Below are 20824 nucleotides of genomic sequence, written 5' to 3' on the forward strand. Positions count from 1 at the left end.
CGGGTGCTCATGCCGGGTAGGCGTGGGTCTCGGTGGCCTTGACCGAGGCCCAGACCCGCCGGCCGGGGGTCAGGTCGAGGTCGGCGACGGCGGCGGGGGTGATGTCGGCGAAGGCCGTGACGGGGCCGTCGAGGTGGACGCGGACGTTGTCGCCGTGCCGTTCGATGCCGCCGACCACGGCCTGCCACAGGTTGCGCGGGCTCCCGTCGGGGCGGCTCCGGTACAGGGCGACGGCGGTGGGCGGGAAGGCGACGAACGCCGGCCCGTCCAGCTGCTCCGAGGTGTGCAACGGCAACTCGCCGACCCTGACCCGGCCCGCTTCGGCCACGCCCCGGTACAGGTTGAGCCCGACCAGGCGGGCGACGTAGTCGGTGCGCGGGCGGCGGGCGACCTCGGCCGGGGCGCCCTGCTGGACGAGCACGCCGTTCTCGATGACGATCAGGCGGTCGGCCAGCACCATCGCGTCGAGGGGGTCGTGGGTGACCAGGACGGTGGCGCCGTCGAAGTCGGCCAGGTGGCGGCGCAGCCGGGAGCGGATCTCCAGCCGCGTGTGGGCGTCGAGGGCGGCCAGCGGCTCGTCCAGCAGCAGCAGGCGCGGCCGTACGGCCAGCGCGCGGGCCAGTGCGACGCGCTGGGCCTGCCCGCCCGACAGCTGCCGGGGCCTGGCGGCGGCGTGATCGGCGAGGCCGACCCGTTCCAGCAGGGCCGTGGCGGCGCGGCGGGCCTCGGCTTTGGGCACGCCCTGGCAGCGGGGCCCGAAGGCGACGTTGTCCAGCGCCGTCAGGTGCGGGAAGAGCAGGTAGTCCTGGAAGACCACGCCCACCGGGCGGCTCTCGGCGGGCAGGGTGTGCAGCGCCCGGCCGTCGAGGACGATCTCGCCCCGCGACAGCCCGGTGAGCCCGGCGAGGGCGCGCAACGCGGTGGTCTTGCCCGCGCCGTTCGGGCCGAGCAGCGCGACCACCTCGCCCGGCGCGACCTCCAGCGTCAGGTCCAGGGTGAAGGCGGGCCGGGTGACGACCAGGCGGGCTCGCAGGCTCATGACGCGCTCACCCACCGGTCGCGCAGACTGGCCAGGATGACGACGGAGACGGCCAGCAGGACCAGGCTGAGCACGATCGCCGCCTCCGGCTCGGTCTCCAGGGCGAGATAGACGGCCAGCGGCATGGTGCGGGTGGTGCCGGGGAAGTTGCCCGCGAACGTGATCGTCGCGCCGAACTCCCCGAGTGCCCGCGCCCAGCACAGCACCGCCCCCGCCACCACGCCCGGCATGACCATCGGCAGCGTCACCCGCCGGAACACGGTCCAGCGTGAGGCCCCCAGCGTCGCGGCGGCCTCCTCGAAGCGCCGGTCGGCGCCGCGCAGCGCCCCCTCGACGCTGATGACCAGGAACGGCATCGCCACGAACGCCTCGGCCACGATCACCCCGGCGGTGGTGAAGGGCAGCGTGATCCCGAAGGCGCTCTCCAGCCACTGCCCGGCCGGCCCACGGCGGCCCAGCACCAGCAGCAGCGCCACGCCGCCCACCACCGGGGGCAGCACCAGCGGCACGGTGACCAGGGCCCGGACCAGACGCCGGCCGGGGAAGTCCACCCGGGCAAGCAACCAGGCCAGCGGCACCCCGAGCAGCAGGCAGAAGACGGTGGCGACGGTGGCGCACACCAGCGACAGCCGCAGCGCCTCCAGCACGTGCGGCTCGGCCAGGCGCCGGCCCAGCGTGGACCACGGGGCGCGGACCAGCAGTCCGGCCAGCGGCAGCACCAGGAACGCCAGCCCGAGCAGCGCGGGCAGGAGGAGCATCCACGGCGGGCGGCCGGAGATCCGGCGGGACGACGTCGCCGGGCGGCCGGTGGAGCCGCGGTGCGGCTCCACCGGCCCGAGGTGCTCGGTGGCGGCCATGCGAATCAGGGCGCCTCGAAACCGGCCCTGGTCAGGACGTCCCTGCCCTGCTGCGACAGCACCAGGTCAACGAACTCCTTGGCCGGACCACCGGCCGGCGCTCTGGTGAGCGTCGCGATCGGATAGTCGTTGATCGCCTTGTCCGCCTCCGGGAAGTCGATCCCGGTCACCTTGCCCGCCGAGGCGATCACGTCGGTCCGGTAGACCAGCGCCGCGTCCACCTCACCCAGTCCGACCTTGGTGAGGGTGGCCTTGACGTCCTGTTCCAGGGTGACGGGGGTGACCTTGAGCCCGGCGGCGTCCAGCGCCTTGACCGCCGCGGCGCCGCAGGGCACCTGCTCGGCGCAGAGCGCGACCTTCACCTTCGCGTCGGCGAGGTCCGCGAGGTCGTCCACCTCGGCCGGGTTGTCCTTCGGCACGGCGATCTGCAGCCTGTTGCGCACGAACGTGGTCGGCGAGCCGGCCAGCGACGCGTCGGTGACCGTCTTCATCGTGGCCGGGCTCGCCGCGGCGAACACGTCCGCCGGCGCCCCCTGGACGATCTGCTGCGCCAGCGTGGCGCTGGAGCCGAAGTTGAACCTCACCGTCGTACCCGGGTGCGCGGCCTCGAAGGTCCTGCCGAGCTCGGTGAACGTCCCGGTCAGCGAGGCCGCCGCGAACACCGTCACCTCCCCGGCCCCGTCACCGGCGGCCGGAGCCGGCGAAGCCGGTGCGGTGGACGCGGCCGGCCGGCCGGAGCCGCAACCGGACAGACCCGCCAGCGCGAGTGCGACGGGCAGGGCGATCGCCCATCGGGGAAGACGCCTGAACACCGGCCTGAACACCAAAGGGGGGCTCCTCACAGGTGACCGGCCACGCGCTCGTGACCGGGGATCTCCACGACGACGTTGGTGGATTTGATCACGGCGACCGCCACCACCCCCGCCTCCAGGCCCAGGTCGTCCGCGGCCTGGCGGCTCATCAGCGACACCACCCGGAACGGCCCGGCGGCGATCTCCACCTGCGCCATCACCGCGTCGCGGATCACCTCGGTGACGATCCCGCGGAAGCGGTTGCGCGCCGACGAACGGCCGCCCTCGACCGCCTCGACCTGATCGCGGGCGAAGGCGGCCAGATCGGTGCCGTTCACCTGCCGGTGGCCGTGCTCGTCCCGCTCGGCCCGCAGCCGGCCCGCGTCCACCCACCGGCGGACGGTGTCGGAGCTGACCCCGAGCAGTGCCGCGGCCTCGCTGATCCGGAACGTCGTCACAAGCCCTCACCATACCTTCCGCACATGCCAAGCTGAATACCCGTCCAGCATCGTAATATCGGCATGATCCGCGGTTGGGGAATGGCATTCGCGAGGCTCGGTTCCCCCGTCGCCGGGGCGGGTCGTGTCTTCGGCGTCCGCCCGGTCCGCCTCCTCCGTCAGCGGTCGATCTCGTCGAACAGCGCCTCCCACCGGTCCAGGACGCGCGGCAGGAGATACTCCCGCATCCGCTGCCGGCCCCGGGCGCCCATCTTCCGGCGCAGCTCCCCGTCCGACATCAGGCGTTCCAGCGCGGCGGCGAAGCCCCGCACGTCACCGGGCCCGGTCAGGAGACCGTTGTCCCCGTCGGCCACGAGCGCGCGCACCCCGGCCGAGACGTCGCAGGCCACGGCGGGCAGGCCGCAGGCGGCGCCCTCCGCCAGCACCAGACCCCAGCTCTCGGCGTCGCTGGTCAGCGTGACGACGGACGCGTCGAGATACTCGGCCTCGACGTCCGCCACCTGGCCGCGGAAGACGATCCGGTCGCCGAGGCCGGTGGCGCGGGCCTGCTCCTCCAGGGCGGCCCGCACCGGCCCGTCGCCGACGATCCGCAGCTCCCACGGCTCGGCGGCGGACGGGGCCGCGGCGGCGAAGGCGTCGATCAGCAGGTCGATCCGCTTCGGCCTGACCAGCCGTCCCGCCGAGACGATCCTCGGAGCGTCCAGCGGAGCCGGCTCGCGGGGGAAGACGCCGACCGGGTTGGGCATGACCCCGCAGTTGGCGAGCCGGTGGCGGGTGAACGCCGCGGCGTACTCCTCGCACAGGAAGAGGGACTTGTCGTAGTGGGCGTAGTGCTTCCTGATCAGCCGGAGGTGCGGGGTGCCGGCCGCGTCCTCGTAGGTCTGGTGGTACTGGCCGATCATGGCGAGGTGCGGCATGGGCACGTCGGAGATCCAGTGGGCGGCCCACGGCGAGGCGACGACCATGTAGCCGCCGGTGACCTCCTCGGCCAGTCCGGCCAGCTTCGCCTTCGCGGCGGCCACCTCGTCCGGGGAGCGCCGGGGCCTGGCCCCGCCGCGCCGGGGGAACGGCAGCCGGCGGGCGGGCGCCTCCGGGGCGGGCGTGCCGTACAGCGTGACGTGCCGGTAGGCGGGGTCGGCGACGTAGGACTGCGGCTGCCGGGAGGGGTTGACGCTGACCAGCGTCACCGCGTGCCCGCGCTCGGCGAGTCCCTGGGCCAGGGTGTGCAGGACCCGCTGGGAGCCGCCCATGGAGTCCCCGTCGGTGCTGACGAAGAAGACGCGGCGCGGTCGTGCGGTGCTCGTCGTGCTCATCGGTCTGCCTCCGGGGAGTGCGCGGTGCTCGTCGGGCGGCCCGCGGAAGGCGCGCGGCCTGCGGAGGAGGCGCGGCTCATCGGGCGGCCTCCGGGGATCGGGTGCTCTCGGGGAAGAACGCGTCCACGACCGCGCGGGCGGCCCGCCCGTCATCCAGGGCGCACCAGCGGGCACGGAAGTCCGCGTAGCGCTCGCCGTACCGCTCGGTGACCGTGTCGAGCCGGTTCAGCGCGGCGACGAGTTCGCCGGGGTTGCGCAGCAGCGGCCCCGGGGCGAGGCGCTCCAGGTCGAAGCAGACGCCCCGACGGTCCGTCGCGTAGTTCTCGTAGTCGTCGGCGTAGTAGAGGATCGGCCGCCCCAGGCAGGCGTAGTCGAACATGATCGAGGAGTAGTCGGTCACCAGGACGTCGGAGGCCAGCATCAGGTCGTTGACCTCGGGATAGGACGAGGCGTCCCGGACGAGGTGCCCGAGCGGGTCCGGCACGGTGAAGCGGTCGAAGGGGTGGGCGCGCACCAGGATCACCCAGTCGCGGCCCAGCTCGGCGGCCAGGACCTGCGGATCCAGCCGGATCGACTCCCCGCTGAAGCGCCGTTCGTCGCGGTAGGTGGGCGCGTAGAGGATCACCCGCCTGTCCTCGGGGACCTCGAAGAACTCCCGTGTCCGCCGCGCCCGCTCGCGCTGCTCGGGCTCGTCGTGCCGGACGAGCACGTCGGTGCGGGGATACCCGGCGCGCAGCGTCTCGCCGGTGAACCCGCTGGCGTCGCCGAAGTCGCGGCGGAAGTCCGGGCTCGGGGTGAGCAGGACGTCCCAGCGCGCCACCGCCTCGGCGTACCTCCTGGCCATGGCCGGCTGGGCGCGCAGGCGGGGGTCGTCCAGCCCCATCTTCTTGAACACCTGGCCGTGCCAGGTCTGCAGGTACCGGGTGGCCCGCCGCTTGCGGTAGCAGTACGGGAGGTTGTGGCTGTCCACCCAGTAGCGGGCGCGGGCCAGGAGCCACGCGTAGCGGAAGGTGTTGCGCCTGACCAGGACGGCGTCGCGGGGGAAGCCCGCGGTGTCGCCGGTGTGCGACCAGACGACCTTGATCCCGGTGCCGCGCCGCCGCAGCTCCTCGTAGACGTAGCGGGGGTTGCCGGTGTACGCGCCGCCCTCCGCCGACTCGAACACCGCCAGCCGCCGGTCCACCGGCGTCAGCGCGGCGGCGAGCCGGTAGAAGCGGCCCAGGTCGCGTGGGGTGGCCAGCCGCCGCGGGAGGTCCCGCCACAGCTCGGCCGCCCGCGCGAGCCGTCCTCGCCGGGGGACCGGGCCGATCCGGCGCGCGGTCAGGCGGAACGGGACGTCGGCCGACGCCTCCAGCACCAGCCGGCCGGCGGACAGGGTGCCGGTGGAGGTGAACGACAGGTCGGGGAAGGCCAGCACGGGCCGGGAGCAGGATCGCCCGCCCTCGCCGAGCGACAGCTCGACCGACTGGGCCTTGACCGCCTCCTCCGGCCAGTCCAGCGCGGACAGGTCGATCACGACCTCCCACTCCCGCACCCGGCCCGGTACGGGTCCGGCGGACGCGGTGGGTACGGCGGACACGGGCTCACCGGACGGCGCGGCCGTCGGCGCAGACGCGGCCGGCACAGACCCGGTCGACACGGGATCGGCCGACACGGACGCGTCCGGCACGGGTTCGGCGGGGAGCGCGGCGATCGTCCGTTTCCGGCCGCCGATCCGCAGCCGGGCGGTCAGCGCGCGGCCGTCGAGCACCCGGCCCGGGTCGTAGGTCCGCAGGCGGAGCCGTACCCGGTCGCCGGACGCCTCCAGGCCGGTGAGCTCGTGCCTGAGCAGCGCGGAGGCCAGCGGCTGCTCACCCAGGTGCGACTCGGTGACGTCCAGCTCCTCGCGGCCCCGCTCGGTCGCGGGGACCGTCTCCCCCCAGAAGACGCGGCCGCCGTGCCCGGTGACGGTCCGGGGCGGGATCTGCCTGCCGCCCAGCTCGACGGCGGCGACGGCGGCCTCCTCATGGCGGCCCTCGCGCAGCAGCTGCACGCACACCCGCTCGGCCCGGCTCGCCCGCCGTACGGCCGACGGTTCCAGCGTGTCCACGTACGGGACGACGATCCCGGCGAACGCGGCGATCCACTCCGGGTCGCGCCGGGGCAGGTCGCCCAGGTAGAGGCGCAGGTCGTGGGAGAGGAAACGGAAGTCCTTGTCCTCCTTCAGGTCGAGGGAGCCGGTGACGGCCAGCACCCGGTCGGTGAGCTCGGCCGCCGTGACCCGCTGCCGCACGTTCTCCAGCTCGTGCCGCCGGGAGGAGATCGACGTCGTCGCGGGGGCGGCGGCGAGCAGCCACCGGTAGACCGGCCAGGGGACGACGGCGAACAGCTTGCTGTGGCAGAACAGCTCCGTGGACCAGACGATGTCCTCGTGGTGGATGCCGGTGGGGAAGCGGATGCCGGTCGCCTCCAGGAACGCCCGCCGGTACAGCTTGTTGGTGGCCAGGCAGTTGAACAGCAGCTCCGGCTCGGCGCGGACGCCGTGCACGACCCGGCGTTCGGCGAAGAGCTGGGGGTACCAGAGGGTGGTGTTCCCGGTCGCCTCGTCGACGCGCTCCACGGTGCCCATGACGAAGTCGGCGCCGGTCGCCTCGGCCTCCAGCAGCAGGCTCTTGCAGGCGTGGCGGGGCAGTTCGTCGTCGCTGTCGAGGAACATCACGTACGGTGCCGCCGCGGCGTCCGTGCCCGCGTTGCGGGGGGCGCCGCAGCCGCCGCTGTTGACCGGCAGCCGGACATACCGGACCCTCGGATCCTCCCGGGCGAGCGCCGCGGCCACCGCCGGGGTGTCATCACCGGAGCAGTCGTCCACGATGATCACTTCGAGGTTCTTGAGGGTCTGGCTGAGGACGGATCGTACGGCTCGCGGCAGCCGGGGCGCGTCGTCGTAGGTGATGACGACCACACTGACGTCGGGAACCGTGGAACGCTGTGTCATGGATGCGAACTCCGGTCGGATGTAAGGGGGTTTGCAGGGGTCCGGTGGTTCACGGGGCGGGGCGGCTCACGGGCGCGGGGCCGCCGCCTCCACCAGGACGGGGGCGGAACGGCCGGTGCCCGCGGGGCCGCCGCCGCGGGAGGAGCCGGGGCCGGAGCGCTCCTCGTGGTACTCGGCGTCGACGTTGACCTCCCACACGTCGTGCCGGGCGCCGTCGGCGACGTTCTCCACGGCCAGCATCGCGGTGAGCATGGAGTGGTCCTGGTTGTTGTAGCGGTGCATGCCGTTGCGGCCCACCGGGTGGACCTCCGGCCACTCCACGTCGAGATACTTCCTGATCGTCTCGACGTGGTCCGCGTAACCGGCGTCGTAGACCGGATACGCCTTCGGCATCCGCACCACGTAGCCCTGGCGGACCGCGCCGGGCGTGACCAGGCCGAGCCGTTCCAGCTCCCCGGTGCCGAAGGACACGAGGTCGTCGTCGGGGGCGTCCCACAGGTCGTCGCCCTCGTTGACGAAGTACTCCAGGCCCAGGCAGGTCAGGCCCTCCCGCACAAGGTAGGGCGACCAGGAGCCGTAGTTCTGCACGCGGCCCAGCCGTACCTCGGGGGAGTGGATGTAGATCCAGTTGTCCGGGAAGGAGAACCGCTCGGGCACCACCAGCGCCACCGTCAGGAAGTCGCGGTGCCGCAGGCCCGCCGCGGCCTCGGCCACGACGTCCGGCACGTCCGGGCCGAACGCCCGGACGAGGTCGCCGAGCGGCATGGAGGAGATCAGCGCGCCGCAGCGGACCTCACGGCTGACGCCGTCGCCCAGGACGGTGACCACCGGCCCATCGGGGCCGCGGCGCACCCGCCCGACCCGGACGCCCAGGTGGACCGGGCAGCCCCGCTCACGGACCCGCTCGGCGCAGGCCTCCCACATCATGCCCGGCCCCAGCCGGGGGTAGCGGAACTCCTCGATCAGACTGGTGACGTCGGTGCCGCCCCGGCCCGGCCGCAGCGCGGCGAGCACGGCCCGGCCCAGCGAGAGGTTCCTGATCCGCTGCGCCGCCCAGTCGGCCTGGATGCTGGAGGCGGGCACGCCCCACACCTTCTCGGTGTAGGTGCGGAAGAAGATCTCGTACAGCCGGCGGCCGAACCTGGCCGTGACCCAGCCCTCGAACGTCGACAGGTCGGCGGGCGGGCGCAGCCGGGCACGGGCGTAGGAGGCCACGCAGCGCGCCGACTCCAGCGGGCCGAGGTTGCGCAGCGCGTTGGACGCCCGGAGCGGGTAGTCGAAGAAGCGGCCGCCGTAGTGGATGCGGCTCATCCTCGGCCGCAGCAGGAAGTCCTCCTCGCCGAGGATCTCGTTCCAGAACTCCTCCACCCGCGCCACCTTCGTGAAGAAGCGGTGGCCGCCGATGTCGAAGCGCCAGCCGTCGCGCTCCACGGTCCGGCTGATCCCGCCGACCACGTGGTCGGCCTCGAAGACCTCGCACGGCAGGCCCCGCCGGGTCAGCTCGTAGGCGGCGGTGAGCCCGGCGGGCCCCGCTCCCACGACGACTGTCGACTCCATGCGCTTCCCCCCGCGGACGATTTCCCCGTTCCCTGCCGATCCCGGCCGTTTCCGGCGGCCCGGCGGCCCGGCGAGTCGATCGTGTCGGACCGAGGATGATTACGGAGGGTCATCGCGACTTGCTAGGGAGTGTGCATTCTCAGCCTTGACCTTTCACCGGGAAGACGATGGACCTTCGTTGAAGAAGGCGCACAGCCGCACGCCGGCCCGGTGGCCCAGCAGGATCTCGCGCCGTCACAGTGAGCAGAAGGTGGCGGGCTGTGACCATGTCACAAGGGCCGGTACCTGAGTGAAAGCGAGTGAGAAGGAAGACGGTCAAGACTCGGTCAGCTCGCCTCCATCGCGGCCGCATTCCGTGCCCGCCGGGCCGTGGACGCGGCCATGCTGACTCGCGGACGCGGCCACGCCGGGCAGGCGGGCCGGGCGGGCGATTTTCGACTACCGGAGGACCGATCGTGGCCCTAGTGAGCGTCATCGTGCCCATCTACGACGTGGAACCGTACCTGGAGGCGTGCCTGGCGTCGGCGGCGGCGCAGACGTGGGGCGACATCGAGGTCGTCATGGTGGACGACGGCTCGCCCGACTCAAGCGCGGAGATCGCCGCCGCCTTCGCCGCCCGCGACGGGCGGTTCCGGCTCGTCCGGCAGGAGAACGGCGGCCTGGGCACGGCGCGCAACACCGGCGTCCGGCACGCCTCCGGCGAGTTCCTCGCCTTCCTCGACAGCGACGACCTGCTCCCGCCGACCGCGATCGAGACGATGGCGTGCGCCCTGCTGGAGAGCGGTTCGGACCTGGCGACCGGCAACGTGCTGCGCTTCAGCGGCCACGGGGTGCGCCAGTCGCCGATGCACCGGGCCATCTTCGCCCGCCCGGCCCGGCGGACCCACGTCACCCGCGACGACATCCTGCTCAAGGACCGGCTGGTCACCAACAAGCTGTGGCGCCGCGCCTTCTGGGACCGCAACGACCTGAGCTTCCCCGAGGGGGTGCTGTGGGAGGACATCGCGGTCGCGCTGCCCGCGCACTTCCTCGCCGAGGCCGTGGAGGTGCTGAGCGTCCCCGTCTACCTGTGGCGGGAACGCGAGGGGGAGAGCACCTCGATCACCCAGAACCGGGCGCACGTCAAGGGCGTCGAGGACCGCTTCGCCGCGGTCCGCGCGGTGCGGGACTTCCTCGTCCGGACCGGGCGCGCCCGTCATCTGCCCGCCTGGGACCGGACGGTCCTCGACAGCGACCTGCCCAACTTCCTGCAGGTGCTCGACCAGGCCGACGACGGTTTCCGGCGGCGCTTCGGCGACCTGGCCCGCGCCTACCTGGAGGAGGCCGGCCCGAAGGTCCTCGCCTCCGTCCCCGCGCCGCGCCGCGTCAAGTGGGAGCTGGTACGGCAGGACCGCGTGGACGACCTGCTGCGGGTGCTGGAGTGGGAGCGGACCGCCAAGGCGAACACCCGCGTCACCGGCGGCGGCGTGCGCGGCTACCACCTCGGCTGCCCGGTGCCGCTGCCCGGCTCCGTCACCCGGATGCGCACGGAGCTGGACCTGCGCCAGCGGGTGGACGAGCTGCGCTGGCAGGACGACCGGCTGGTCGTCGACGGCCGGATCTCGCCCCGTCACCTGCGTCCCCGCAAGCGGATCCAGCAGCACGTCGCCGCCTGGCTGGTCGATGAGGACACCGGCCGCCGCGTCCGGCTCCGGGTGCGCAGGCGGCGCGGCCCGTCGCTGGTGGACACCGGCCCGCGGCGCCGCAGGGACTGGTGCGGGTTCCGCCTGGCGATCGACACGGCGGAGCTGCCCGCCGGCTCGTCGTGGCGGGTCGAGCTGCGCGTCCTGCACCGCGGCCTCCTGCGGCGCGCCACGCTGGGCCAGCCCGGCCCGGTCGCGCGGCGGCCGGTGTTCGCCGAGCACGACCGGGGGACGGTGGCGTGGACGGAGTGGACGGCCGCCGACGAGCTCAGGCTGCGCGTCGACCGGCCCGCCGCCCGGGTCACCGGGCACCGGGTGGTCGACGGCAGGCTGTGGATCAGCGGCCGGTGCGAGGACGACCTGGGCGCCGGCCCGCACCTGCGGCTCACCCGCCCCCAGGGCGGGCGCGACCGGCGTCACCCGATGATCATCTCGGACGACGGAGCGTTCGACGTGATGATCGACCTCGACGGGGTGCTGTCCGAGCGGTGGCCGGACCTCGACCCGTCGAGCCTGGAGATGAGCGCCCTGAACCCCGGGGCCGAGTGGCGCTTCGACGTCGTCCCCCAGGAGGGGCCCGCCCGGCCGCTGGTCGTCGGCGACGGCGTGGAGCGCGGCCTGCACCGCAGGCTCGGCCGCGACGTGGTGGTGAGCCGGTCGGCGTCGGGCGGGCTGGTGCTGCGCGAGCAGCGGCCGACCTTCCACGTCGAGCGGGTCCGGTGGAGCGAGCGGGGCCACCTGGAACTCGCCGGCGCCCCGATACGCCCGCTCGACGGCCCGGCGTGGCTGGTCGTCACCTCGCGCGGCCGGTTCGGCGAGCGGCTGTTCCCGATCGACGGCGAGCGTGTCACGGTGACCCCCGAGGCGTCCGAGACCCTCGGGGGCCGTCTGCCGCTGCCGTCCGGCGCGCACGGCTTCACGGTCCGCACCGCCGCGGGCGACATGAGGGTGGAGTTCCGGCAGCCCGAGCCGCTGGAGCACGCCACCGGCAGCCGCGTTCTCACCTTCGAGACCGACCTGATGTCGGAGGCGGTCCTCACGATCAGCGGCGACCTGGGCGCCGAGGGGAGGCCCAAGCAGCAGCGGCTGCTGCGCGAGGAGTTCTACCCCTCCCGACGCGCCGAGCCGCCCCGGGACGCCGTCCTGTTCGACAGCCACGGCGGGCGGCAGTTCTCCGACAGCCCCCGGGCGATCTACGAGGAGCTGCGGCGGCGCGGCGCGGACCTGGAGTTCCTGTGGTGCGTCCGCGACGGCCAGGTGGAACTGCCCGAGGGGGTCACGCCGGTCCGGCGGTACGGGCGCGAACACTACGAGGCGCTGGCCCGCTGCCGCCACGTCGTCACCAATGTCGACCTGCCCGGCTGGTTCGAGCGCCGCCCGGACCAGGTCGTGCTGCAGACCGGCCGCGGCACGCCGCTCAAGCGCGTCGGCTTCGACGTCGAGAGGATGCCGCTCGCCCGGCCCGACCACCACGAACGGCTGGCCTGGAAGGTCGCCCAGTGGAGCCACCTGGTCTCGCCGAGCCCCTGGTGCACCCCGCTGCTGCGGCGCGCCTTCCGCTTCGACGGGGAGATCCTGGAGACCGGCCTGCCCCGCAACGACGTCCTGCGGCACGGCGACGCCGCGGCGATCAGGGCGCGGCTCGGCCTTCCCGAGGGCCGCCGGGTCGTCCTGCACCTGCCGACCTGGCGCGACGACAAGCTCTACGCCAGAGGCCGCTACCGGCTGGACCTGCGGCTCGATCTCCAGCGGATGCGTGAGGAACTGGGCGGCGACCACATCCTCCTGATCCGCCGCCACCCGAACGTGGTGGACCGGGTGCCCCGGGCCGGCGGGGACTTCGTCCGGGACGTCTCCGGCTACCCGGACGCCACCGAGCTGTACCTGGTCGCCGACACGCTGGTCACCGACTACTCGTCGGCGATGTTCGACTTCGCGGTGACCGGCCGGCCGATGGTGTTCCATGTCCACGACCTGGAGCACTACCGCGATGAGCTGCGCGGCTTCACCTTCGGCTTCGAGGCCGACGCGCCGGGCCCCCTGGCCCGCACGACCGAGGAGGTGACGGCGGCGATCAGGGACGCCGCCGAGGCGGAGACGAAGTACGCGGCGCTGTACGAGGGGTTCCGGGCGAGGTTCTGCCCGCTCGACGACGGCGGCGCGGCGGCGCGGGTCGTGGATCGGGTGTTCGGCTGACGGCGCGGGCCCCCGTGGCGGTCTCCCCATGGCGGCGTTCCCATGGGGCCGGGGGCCACGTGTCCGGCGGACCGGTCCGGTCTCTCCCTCTCCCAAAGCCGCCGATCTCAACGGCGGGGGACGGTCAAGAACTGGCATGGACATCGTCCGGTAGTTACAGAGCGTAGATGTGAAGCGACCATGTGTCGCCATGCTTGGACGCATGAGGGCCTATTCGTTGAACGACGTTCACGCGACCCGCAAACGAAGAGACTCCTGGTGGACGGTGTTCCTGGTCGACCCGGTGGCGTGCAGGCTCACCCTGTTCGCCGCCAACCACACCTCCGTCACCCCCAACGGGCTCACTCGTCTGTCACTGGCCCTCGGGATGGGATCGGCGGCGTGCTTCGCGTTCGGACAGCTCGTGGCGGGGGCCGCGCTGTTCTACGTGAGCTTCACGGTCGACTGCATGGACGGGAAGATCGCCCGCCTCAAGGGGACGGGGACCGCGTTCGGCCTCTGGCTCGACTACGTCGGCGACCGCATCCGGGTCGTCTGCTGCGCCGGGGGGCTGGCGTTCGGTCAGTACGCGGCGACGGGGGAGCTGGCCTACATCCTGCTCGGCGCCGGCGTCGCCGTACTCGACCTGTTCCGCTACGTGAACGCGCCGCAGATGAAGCGGGTGCGCGAGGTGGTCAGGGAGAACCGGGCCGAGCGCCGGACAGAGCGCGAGGCAGAGCTCCAGGACGGGCTCCACCCGGTGGAGCCCCGGCCGCCCAGGCCCGCCAGGAGACCCACGCTGCGCCGCAGGGCCAACCGGTTCCTCGCCCGGCACCGGGTGCGCAGCCACCTCATCAGCGGCATCGAGTTCCACGCGGCGGTGTTCGTGGTCGCCCCGCTCATCGGGGTGGTGGCGCTGCTGCCGGTGGTCGTCGTGGCAGGGGGGCTGCTCCTGCTGAACGAGGTCTTCCTGATCCACCGAATGTGGCTCTTCGCCCGGGCGGTGCCCTCCGCGCCGCGCCCGGAGAGCATGCAGCGCGTAGCCGTCTGATCATCTTCTACGGGGGTTCGTCGTCATGCAGTCAGACCGACCTGTGTTCGTCATCGGGTGCCCGCGCTCGGGCACCACCATGCTGCAGCTCATGTTGCACTCCCACCCGCGTATCGCGGTGCCTCCCGAGACGAGGTTCGTGGTGCCCGGCTACTACCGCAGGTTCGTCTTCGGCGACCTGCGCGAGCCGGGGAACCGGCGCCGGCTGGCCAGGTGGATCGTCAACGACAAGGACACCAAGTTCAAGGAGCTCAAGCTCGACGGCGACAAGCTGATCGAGGACATCGTGGCCGGCCCGCCGACGCTGGGCTCGGCGATGGGCATCGCCTTCCGCTCCTACGCCGAGCAGTACGGCAAGTCCCGCTGGGGCGACAAGCGGCCCAGCTACTACCACCACGTGGACCTGCTGCTGCGGCTCTTCCCCGACGCCCAGTTCATCCACCTGATCAGGGACGGCCGCGACTGCGTGGCGTCGCTGAAGGAGATGCCCTGGTACACCAAGGACATCTTCCACGCGGTGGTCAACTGGGCCGAGGCCATCGACTACGGCCGCCGCCACGCCAAGAACCTCCCGGCGGACTCCTACTACGAGCTGCGCTACGAGAACCTGACGGCCGACCCCGCGACCGAGCTGGCCGGGCTGTGCGAGTTCCTCGGCGAGGACTACGACCCGGCGATGTGCGAGCCGTCCCACGTGGCCAGGATGGCGATCCCGCAGCACAAGGTCTGGCACAGCAACACCCACGGCGAGGTGACCACCGCCCGGTCCGGCTCGTGGCGGACCCGGCTGGAGCCGTGGGAGATCTCGGTCTGCGAGACCGTGCTGGGCGAGCGGCTCCAGGCGTTCGGCTACGAGCCGTCCGGCGCCCCCAAGGCCGAGAAGGCGCACGTCGAGGCGTGTGAGAAGGCGGCGTCCAAGCGGCGCTGGGCACGCCGCCGCAAGGAGCTCCGCGACCGCGTCAACCGGCTCCGCGAGCCGAGCCCGGTGGCCGCGCAGCTCACCACCCGGCAGCTCGGCGAACTGGCGAAGGTCTGACCGATGGAATCCGACCGGCCGATCTTCATCGTGGGCTGCCCCCGCTCGGGCACGACGCTGCTCCAGCTCATGACGCACGCCCACCGCCGCATCGCGATCCCCCCGGAGACCCGGTTCATGGTCACCGCCTACCAGCGGCGGCTGCACTTCGGCGACCTGGAGGACCCGGCGCGCAGGCGCGAGCTGGCCGAGTGGGTGGTCAACCGCCGCCAGTCCCGCTTCCACGAGCTGGGACTGGACGGCGAGAAGGTCATCGAGGAGATCGCCGAGGGCCCGCCGACGCTGGGCTCGGCGCTGGGCATCGTGCTGCGCTCCTACGCGGCCCGGCACGGCAGGCCGCGCTGGGGCGACAAGCGGCCGTCGTACTTCCAGCACGTCGAGGTGCTGCTGCGGCTCTTCCCTGACGCCCAGTTCGTCCACCTGATCAGGGACGGCCGCGACTGCGTGGCGTCGCTGAAGGAGATGCCCTGGTACAACGGCACCGTCTACAGCGCGGTGGCGGCGTGGGCCGAGGCGATCGACTTCGCCCGGCACGGCGCCCCGAAGCTGCCCGCGGGCAGCTACCACGAGCTGCGCTACGAGGACCTCACCTCGGCGCCGGAGGCCCAGCTGCGCAGGCTGTGCGAGTTCCTCGGCGAGGACTACGACCCGGCGATGTGCGAGCCGCAGCGGGTGGCCGACATCGCCGTCCCGGACCGCAAGACCTGGCACTCGCGCACCCACGACGAGGTGACCACCGCCAGGACGGGCTCCTGGCGCGACCGCCTCGACCCGTGGGAGGTCTCCCTGTGCGAGAGCGTCCTCGGCGAGCGGCTCCAGGCGTACGGCTACGAGCTCAGCGGGGCGCCCAGGACCGACGCCGCGCGGATGGTCGCCTACGAGCGCACCGCCGCCAAGCGGAAGCTGGCCCGGGTCAAGAGGGTGGCCTTCGACCGGCTGATCCGGCTGCGTGAGCCCAACCCGCTGGGCGCGCGGCTCACCTCCGCCCAGATCGTGCTGGCCGGGGTGCCGCAGCCGCGCACCGAGCCCGTCTCGGTCAACGGGTGACCCGTCGGGCCTGCCCCGATCAACGGGTCACCCGTACGCCCGCCGCTCCGCCCGCGCCGACGACCGTCGGGTGACCCGTACGGCCCGCCGCTCCGCCGTCCCGCCCGCGCCGACGACCGCGGGACACCGGGACGGTACGGCGGCCGGCCGATCGGTCAACGGGTGACCTGCGTGAACAGGTCCTCCCAGCGGTCCAGGACCCGCTCGGGCCGGAACGCCTCGACGTGGGCGCGGGCGGCGGCGCCCAGCCGCCGCCGCTCGTCCCGGGAGGCCATCAGCCGGGCGAGCGCCGCCGCGAGGGCGGGCACGTCGGCCGGGGGGACCAGCAGCCCGGTCCGCCCGTGGACGACCAGTGACCGCACCCCGCCCGACACGTCGAACGCCACCGCCGGCACACCGCAGGCCGCCGCCTCGCCCACGACCAGCGGCAGCCCCTCGTGCTCGCTGGAGAGGGCCAGCAGCGACGCGGCGAGATACTCGCGCTCCATGCCGGAGGCGGGCACCGCGCCGCGCAGGACCACCCGGTCCGCCACCCCGCACGCCGCCGCGTGCTCGCGCAGCCGCTCCCGCTCCGCGCCGTCCCCGACCAGGTGCAACTCCCACCGCCCGCCCGGCGCGTCACCCGCCGGGTCGTGCGCCGCCGTCCCGCCGTCCGTCTCCGCGCCGTGCGCCGTCCCGCCGTCCGTCTCCGCGTCGTGCGCAGCCGCCTCGCCGTACGGTGGCCCGCCGGGGCGCCCGCCGTCCACGGTCCGGACGGCCTCGGCGAAGGCGGAGATCAGCCGGTCGAACCGCTTGACCCCCTCCAGCCTCCCCACCCCCAGCACCCGCCGCCCGTCCAGCCCGGAGGCCCGGTGCGCCCGGCCGGGCAGCGGGTTGGGGATCGCCCACGCGTTGGGCAGCGGCGCCTGCTCGGCGAACCGCCACGCGTCGTCCTCACTGAGGAACACCGCCGCCTCCAGCGCGCCGTAGCGGTCGCGGATCGCCCGCAGGTGCCAGGAGCCCAGCGCGTGCTCGTAGGAGCCGTGGTACTGGCCGATCGGCAGCAGCCGGTCCGGCAGCGCACCGATGACCCGGGGCACCACGCCCGGTGAGGTCAGCACCGCGAAACCCGGCCCCGCCCGCCGGAACACCTCCCGCAGCCACCGCCGCTCCCGCCGGGCGGCCGTCCGGGAGACCCGGCCCGCACCCATCGGCGTCGCGTGGATCACGTGGTGGCGGTAGCCGGGCCGGTCCACGTAGCGGACGGGGGTCTCGGCGCGGTGCAGTCCCACCACGTGCACGTCGTAGCCCCGCCCGGCCAGGCCCTGCGCCACGGTGTGGGTGACCCGCTGGATCCCGCCGAGCGTGTCGGCGTCCAGGCACGCGAACACCACCGACGTCATCGCCCGGTCCTCCGGAACCGTGTCCCGGCCGCCCGGAACGCACCGCGCCGGACCGGGAACCGTCCGATCAGCCGGGTCTCGGCGAATCTGGACAGACCGGTCCACGTAAGGAGCCGTGCGGGGAGGCCCGCACGGGCGAGGACGCGTGTGGCCGCGCCGCTTCGGGTCAGGAGCCGCCCGGGGAGGCCCGCACGGATGAGGACGCGTGTGGCCACGTCGCTCCGGGCCGGGAGCCGCCCGGGGGACGGCCGGCGGGCCCGCCCGTCCCCGCCGGGACCGTCCCGCCCGGAACCGGGCTCCGGCGGGACGCCGAAGAAGGCGTCGACGACCCTCGAAGCGGCGTTCCCCTTCTCCTCCGCGCACCACAGCGCGCGGAACTCCGCGTACCGGCCGGCGAACGACGCCGACACCGCCGGCAGGTCCCGCAGGGTCTCCACCACCTCCCGCGTCGTGGTCAGGCAGGGTCCGGGGGCGATCGCGGGCAGGTCGTGGAGGACGCCCCGCTCCAGACGCCGGTACTCGTCCCAGTCGTCGATCAGGAACAGCATCGGCCGTCCGGTGACCGCGTAGTCGCACATCAGCGACGAGTAGTCGGTCAGCAGCGCGTCCGAGGCCAGCATGAGGTCGTTGACCTCCGGATACGACCCGGCCGGGCGGACGAAGTGGAGCAGGTGCCGGGGCACCGCGTACCGCTCGACGGGGTGCGGGCGCAGCACCACCGTCCACTCGCCGGCCAGCTCCCGGGCCATCAGCTCCAGGTCGGCCCGGACCGACCGGCCGGAGGACATGGCGTGGTCCCGGTAGGTGGGCGCGTACAGCAGGACCTTCCGCTCCGGCGGGATCTCCAGCTCGTCCCGCACCCGCCGTACGGCCTCGTCGTCGCCGCGCACGAGCACGTCACAGCGGGGCGAGCCGTACCGCAGCACCGGGCCGCGGTAACCGTTGGACGGCAGGAAGATCCGTTCGAACTCCGCGCTGGGCGAGACCAGCGCGTCCCACCGCGCCACCGCCGCCCGCCACCGCGCCCGCGGCCCGGGGAAGTCGGCGCGCAGGTCCGGGGCGTCGAAGCCGACCGTCTTGATGCCCTGCCCGTGCCAGGTCTGCAGGTAGCGGGTGCGGGCGGGCTTGGGGAAGTCCAGCGGCATGCCGTGGCTGTCCACCCAGTACCCCGCGCGGGCCATGGTCCACACGTGCCGCCAGCTCATCCGCCGCACCAGGCGCGCGCCGGCCGGGAAGTTCCGCCGGTTCCGCGCCACCGACCACACCATGGTGAACGGGGCCCGCCGCCGCAGCAGCTCCTCGTAGACGTAGCGGGGGTTGCCGGTGCATCCGGCGCCGACGTCCGACTCGAACAGCACCAGGTTCCGGCGGGGAGGGACCGCCCTGATCAGGCACCGGTAGACGCGCAGCTTGACCCGCGGGTCCCCGGCCCGCCGGACCGCCCGCCGTACGGCGGCGCGGCCGATCCTCGCCACCCGGGCCGCGGGCCGCAGCACTCCTCGCCGCCGGCGGCGCACCCGCAGGAACCCGGCCCGGCCCTCCGCCCCGAAGACGACCGTGCACCAGGGGAGGGCGGCGGTCACCGGCCCGGTTCCCGGGTCGGTGAGCAGCGGGTCGGCGGTGGACCGGCCGTCGGGGCGGACCACCACGACCCGCGAATCGTGACCGAGCTCGCGGAACCCGTGGAGCCAGTGGAGCCAGTGGAGTCCGTAGAGTCCATGGAGCCCGGCGCCGGGACGGCCGCGCCCGAGCACGGCCAGGTCCACGGTCACCTCGCTGACGTGGACGCCGTCGTCCCGCCGCCGCGGATGCAGCCGCGTCCTGTGGCCCGCGACGTCGAGGTACGCGCGCCAGCCGGGATTGGCGGCCAGCATCCCGAACGGGTCGTAGGTACGGATCGTCAGGACGGCCTCCGTCCCCGCGCGACCGCCGGCGCTCATGCCCGTGCCCGAGTCCGAGTCCGAGCCGGGACCGGAGGCCGCACCCGTCCCCGCCTCCGCGCCCGTGACCGCGGGGGTCACGGCGACCTCGTGCCGGAGCCGGGAGTCGCCGAACGGCAGCTCGGCCATCCGCAGCGCGGTGATCTCCATCCCCTCCGGCGCCACCAGGTCCGGCTTCCGCCCTCCGGCCGACGCGGCGGTGCCCGGTTCCCCGGCCCGCACCGGTTCCCCGGAAGGGACTCGCTCCCGGCCCCCGCCGTCCGCTCCGTCCGTCCCCGGAGGGCCGAGGGCCCAGTAGGTCCGCCCGTCCCGCCGTACGGCGAAGCGCGGCGGGGGTTTCGGCTCGCTGAGCGACCGGGCGGCCACCACCAGCTCGTCGGCCCGCCCGGCGACGATGAGACGGCAGCAGACCCGCACGACCGGGTCGATCCCCGCGAACTCCCGCGACCCGAACTCCGCCAGGTACGGGCCGACGACCTCGGCGAACTCCGCCGCCCACGCCGGATCGCGGCGCGGCAGCGGGTCGAGGTAGACCCGCAGGTCCTGCCGGAGGAACCGGCGCCGCCGGTCCGGCACCAGGTCATCCAGGCCGTTCCCGCGCAGCACGTCGTCGCTGAGCCGGGCCGCCCGGACCCGGTGCCGGACGTTGTCCATGTCGGTGATGCGCAGCGAGATCGACGGCCTGCCCGGACCGCCGGCGGGGACCCGGTGCCACAGGTAGACGACCCACGGAACCACGGCGAACCGGCGCGCCGCGCAGTACAGCTCGGCGCTGAAGACGTGGTCCTCGTAGTGCAGGTCCTCCCGGAACGGCAGCCGCCGCAGCAACTCGGCCCGGTAGAGCTTGTTGGTGCTGAAGGAGTCGAGGAACATCTCCGGCTCGCGGGCGATCCCCTCGACGGTCCTGCGCCGGGCGAACAGGTCCGGGTAGTAGGGGCGGGTCCGGCCGCTCGCCTCGTACAGCCGGGAGATCTGCCCGGTGACGAAGTCGGCACCGGTCCGCTCGGCCTCCAGCAGCATGCTCTTGCAGGCGTGCCGGGTCAGCCGGTCGTCGCTGTCGAGGAACATCACGAAGGGCGCGCGGGCCGCCGCCGTCCCCTGGTTGCGCGGAGCGCCGCAGCCGCCGCTGTTGACGTCGCGGCGCAGGTAGCGGACCCGGGGGTCCTCCCTCTGGAGTTCACGCGCCACCCGATCCGTGCCGTCGGTGCTCGCGTCGTCCACGATGACCACTTCGAGGTTCCGCAGCGACTGGTCCAGCACCGACCGGACGGCCCGGGGCAGACGGGCGGCGTCGTCGCAGGTGATGACGACCACGCTACAGTCCGGCGAATTGATCACATTCCGAGGTGTTCCCTAGCATGGGACGGATTTCGTTCGGTTTGCCCATTAAACACAGGACTTTTTACCCGAACCCGCCAGGGTGTGTTCGAACAAGCCCTGCCCATTTGGGCAGGGCTTGAAAACAAGTGATGTTTCTCTCCACGCGGTGGCATGGTGGATCTATGTCAAAATCCGCTCACGG

At 73.6% G+C, this 20824-nt stretch carries 13 protein-coding genes; 4 read left to right on the plus strand and 9 right to left on the minus strand.

The window, feature by feature from the left end; all coding sequences use genetic code 11:
* Positions 1 to 7: 7 nt before the first annotated feature.
* The 7 genes from ACFYSC_RS07765 to ACFYSC_RS07795 form a co-directional block, all read right to left on the minus strand.
* A complete protein-coding gene (locus tag ACFYSC_RS07765; protein WP_389958161.1) occupies positions 8 to 1039 on the minus strand; it encodes an ABC transporter ATP-binding protein in 1032 nt (343 codons plus the stop codon).
* Positions 1036 to 1896: an ABC transporter permease gene (locus ACFYSC_RS07770; protein WP_389958164.1), complete on the minus strand. Its 861-nt coding sequence runs from the start codon at positions 1894 to 1896 to the stop codon at positions 1036 to 1038. Before ACFYSC_RS07770 ends, ACFYSC_RS07765 begins: the two co-directional genes overlap by 4 nt.
* A 5-nt stretch (positions 1897 to 1901) precedes the next feature.
* Complete coding sequence (gene modA / locus ACFYSC_RS07775) at positions 1902 to 2723, minus strand: molybdate ABC transporter substrate-binding protein (RefSeq protein WP_389958166.1); 822 nt, start codon at positions 2721 to 2723, stop codon at positions 1902 to 1904.
* An 11-nt stretch (positions 2724 to 2734) separates the two neighbouring features.
* Positions 2735 to 3145 (minus strand): helix-turn-helix transcriptional regulator, encoded by a 411-nt coding sequence (locus tag ACFYSC_RS07780; RefSeq protein ID WP_362942463.1) that lies wholly within the window; start codon positions 3143 to 3145, stop codon positions 2735 to 2737.
* A 158-nt stretch (positions 3146 to 3303) separates the two neighbouring features.
* Entirely contained in the window at positions 3304 to 4458 is a 1155-nt protein-coding gene (locus ACFYSC_RS07785) for a glycosyltransferase (protein WP_389958169.1), read from the minus strand.
* Between the two features lie 76 nt (positions 4459 to 4534).
* Positions 4535 to 7432, minus strand: a complete 2898-nt coding sequence (locus ACFYSC_RS07790; RefSeq protein ID WP_389958172.1) for a CDP-glycerol glycerophosphotransferase family protein — start codon at positions 7430 to 7432, stop codon at positions 4535 to 4537.
* 66 nt (positions 7433 to 7498) lie between these two features.
* On the minus strand, positions 7499 to 8989 hold the full coding sequence (locus ACFYSC_RS07795; protein ID WP_389958174.1) for an NAD(P)/FAD-dependent oxidoreductase: 1491 nt from the start codon (positions 8987 to 8989) through the stop codon (positions 7499 to 7501).
* Between the two features lie 455 nt (positions 8990 to 9444).
* Here ACFYSC_RS07795 and ACFYSC_RS07800 point away from each other — a divergent pair, with 455 nt between their 5' ends.
* The 4 genes from ACFYSC_RS07800 (at position 9445) to ACFYSC_RS07815 (ending at position 15980) form a co-directional block, all read left to right on the plus strand.
* Positions 9445 to 12867 carry a CDP-glycerol glycerophosphotransferase family protein gene (locus tag ACFYSC_RS07800; protein WP_389958176.1) on the plus strand — a complete coding sequence of 1141 codons (3423 nt, stop codon included), beginning with the start codon at positions 9445 to 9447 and terminating at the stop codon, positions 12865 to 12867.
* A 202-nt stretch (positions 12868 to 13069) separates the two neighbouring features.
* Entirely contained in the window at positions 13070 to 13897 is an 828-nt protein-coding gene (locus ACFYSC_RS07805; RefSeq protein WP_362942484.1) for a CDP-alcohol phosphatidyltransferase family protein, read from the plus strand.
* A gap of 25 nt (positions 13898 to 13922) precedes the next feature.
* Positions 13923 to 14933, plus strand: a complete 1011-nt coding sequence (locus tag ACFYSC_RS07810; RefSeq protein ID WP_389958180.1) for a sulfotransferase family protein — start codon at positions 13923 to 13925, stop codon at positions 14931 to 14933.
* Between the two features lie 3 nt (positions 14934 to 14936).
* Complete coding sequence (locus tag ACFYSC_RS07815; RefSeq protein WP_389958182.1) at positions 14937 to 15980, plus strand: sulfotransferase family protein; 1044 nt, start codon at positions 14937 to 14939, stop codon at positions 15978 to 15980.
* 155 nt (positions 15981 to 16135) lie between these two features.
* On the opposite strand, the gene ACFYSC_RS07820 is transcribed toward ACFYSC_RS07815, so the two are convergent.
* Positions 16136 to 17362 carry a glycosyltransferase gene (locus tag ACFYSC_RS07820; protein WP_389958185.1) on the minus strand — a complete coding sequence of 409 codons (1227 nt, stop codon included), beginning with the start codon at positions 17360 to 17362 and terminating at the stop codon, positions 16136 to 16138.
* Positions 17359 to 20616 carry a CDP-glycerol glycerophosphotransferase family protein gene (locus tag ACFYSC_RS07825; protein ID WP_389958188.1) on the minus strand — a complete coding sequence of 1086 codons (3258 nt, stop codon included), beginning with the start codon at positions 20614 to 20616 and terminating at the stop codon, positions 17359 to 17361. The genes ACFYSC_RS07820 and ACFYSC_RS07825 overlap by 4 nt, the downstream gene beginning before the upstream one ends.
* Between the last annotated feature and the right edge of the window lie 208 nt (positions 20617 to 20824).

This window comes from Streptosporangium sp. NPDC004379, assembly GCF_042873875.1.
In the GTDB taxonomy this organism is placed as follows: domain Bacteria; phylum Actinomycetota; class Actinomycetes; order Streptosporangiales; family Streptosporangiaceae; genus Streptosporangium.

What these genes read in the sequence shown, in the direction of transcription:
- ACFYSC_RS07765 (WP_389958161.1), bottom strand. Translation starts at nt 1,039, where the DNA reads ATGAGCCTGCGAGCCCGCCTGGTCGTCACCCGGCCCGCCTTCACCCTG.
- ACFYSC_RS07770 (WP_389958164.1), bottom strand. Translation starts at nt 1,896, where the DNA reads ATGGCCGCCACCGAGCACCTCGGGCCGGTGGAGCCGCACCGCGGCTCC.
- ACFYSC_RS07785 (WP_389958169.1), bottom strand. Translation starts at nt 4,458, where the DNA reads ATGAGCACGACGAGCACCGCACGACCGCGCCGCGTCTTCTTCGTCAGC.
- ACFYSC_RS07790 (WP_389958172.1), bottom strand. Translation starts at nt 7,432, where the DNA reads ATGACACAGCGTTCCACGGTTCCCGACGTCAGTGTGGTCGTCATCACC.
- ACFYSC_RS07795 (WP_389958174.1), bottom strand. Translation starts at nt 8,989, where the DNA reads ATGGAGTCGACAGTCGTCGTGGGAGCGGGGCCCGCCGGGCTCACCGCC.
- ACFYSC_RS07805 (WP_362942484.1), top strand. Translation starts at nt 13,070, where the DNA reads ATGAGGGCCTATTCGTTGAACGACGTTCACGCGACCCGCAAACGAAGA.
- ACFYSC_RS07810 (WP_389958180.1), top strand. Translation starts at nt 13,923, where the DNA reads ATGCAGTCAGACCGACCTGTGTTCGTCATCGGGTGCCCGCGCTCGGGC.
- ACFYSC_RS07815 (WP_389958182.1), top strand. Translation starts at nt 14,937, where the DNA reads ATGGAATCCGACCGGCCGATCTTCATCGTGGGCTGCCCCCGCTCGGGC.
- ACFYSC_RS07820 (WP_389958185.1), bottom strand. Translation starts at nt 17,362, where the DNA reads ATGACGTCGGTGGTGTTCGCGTGCCTGGACGCCGACACGCTCGGCGGG.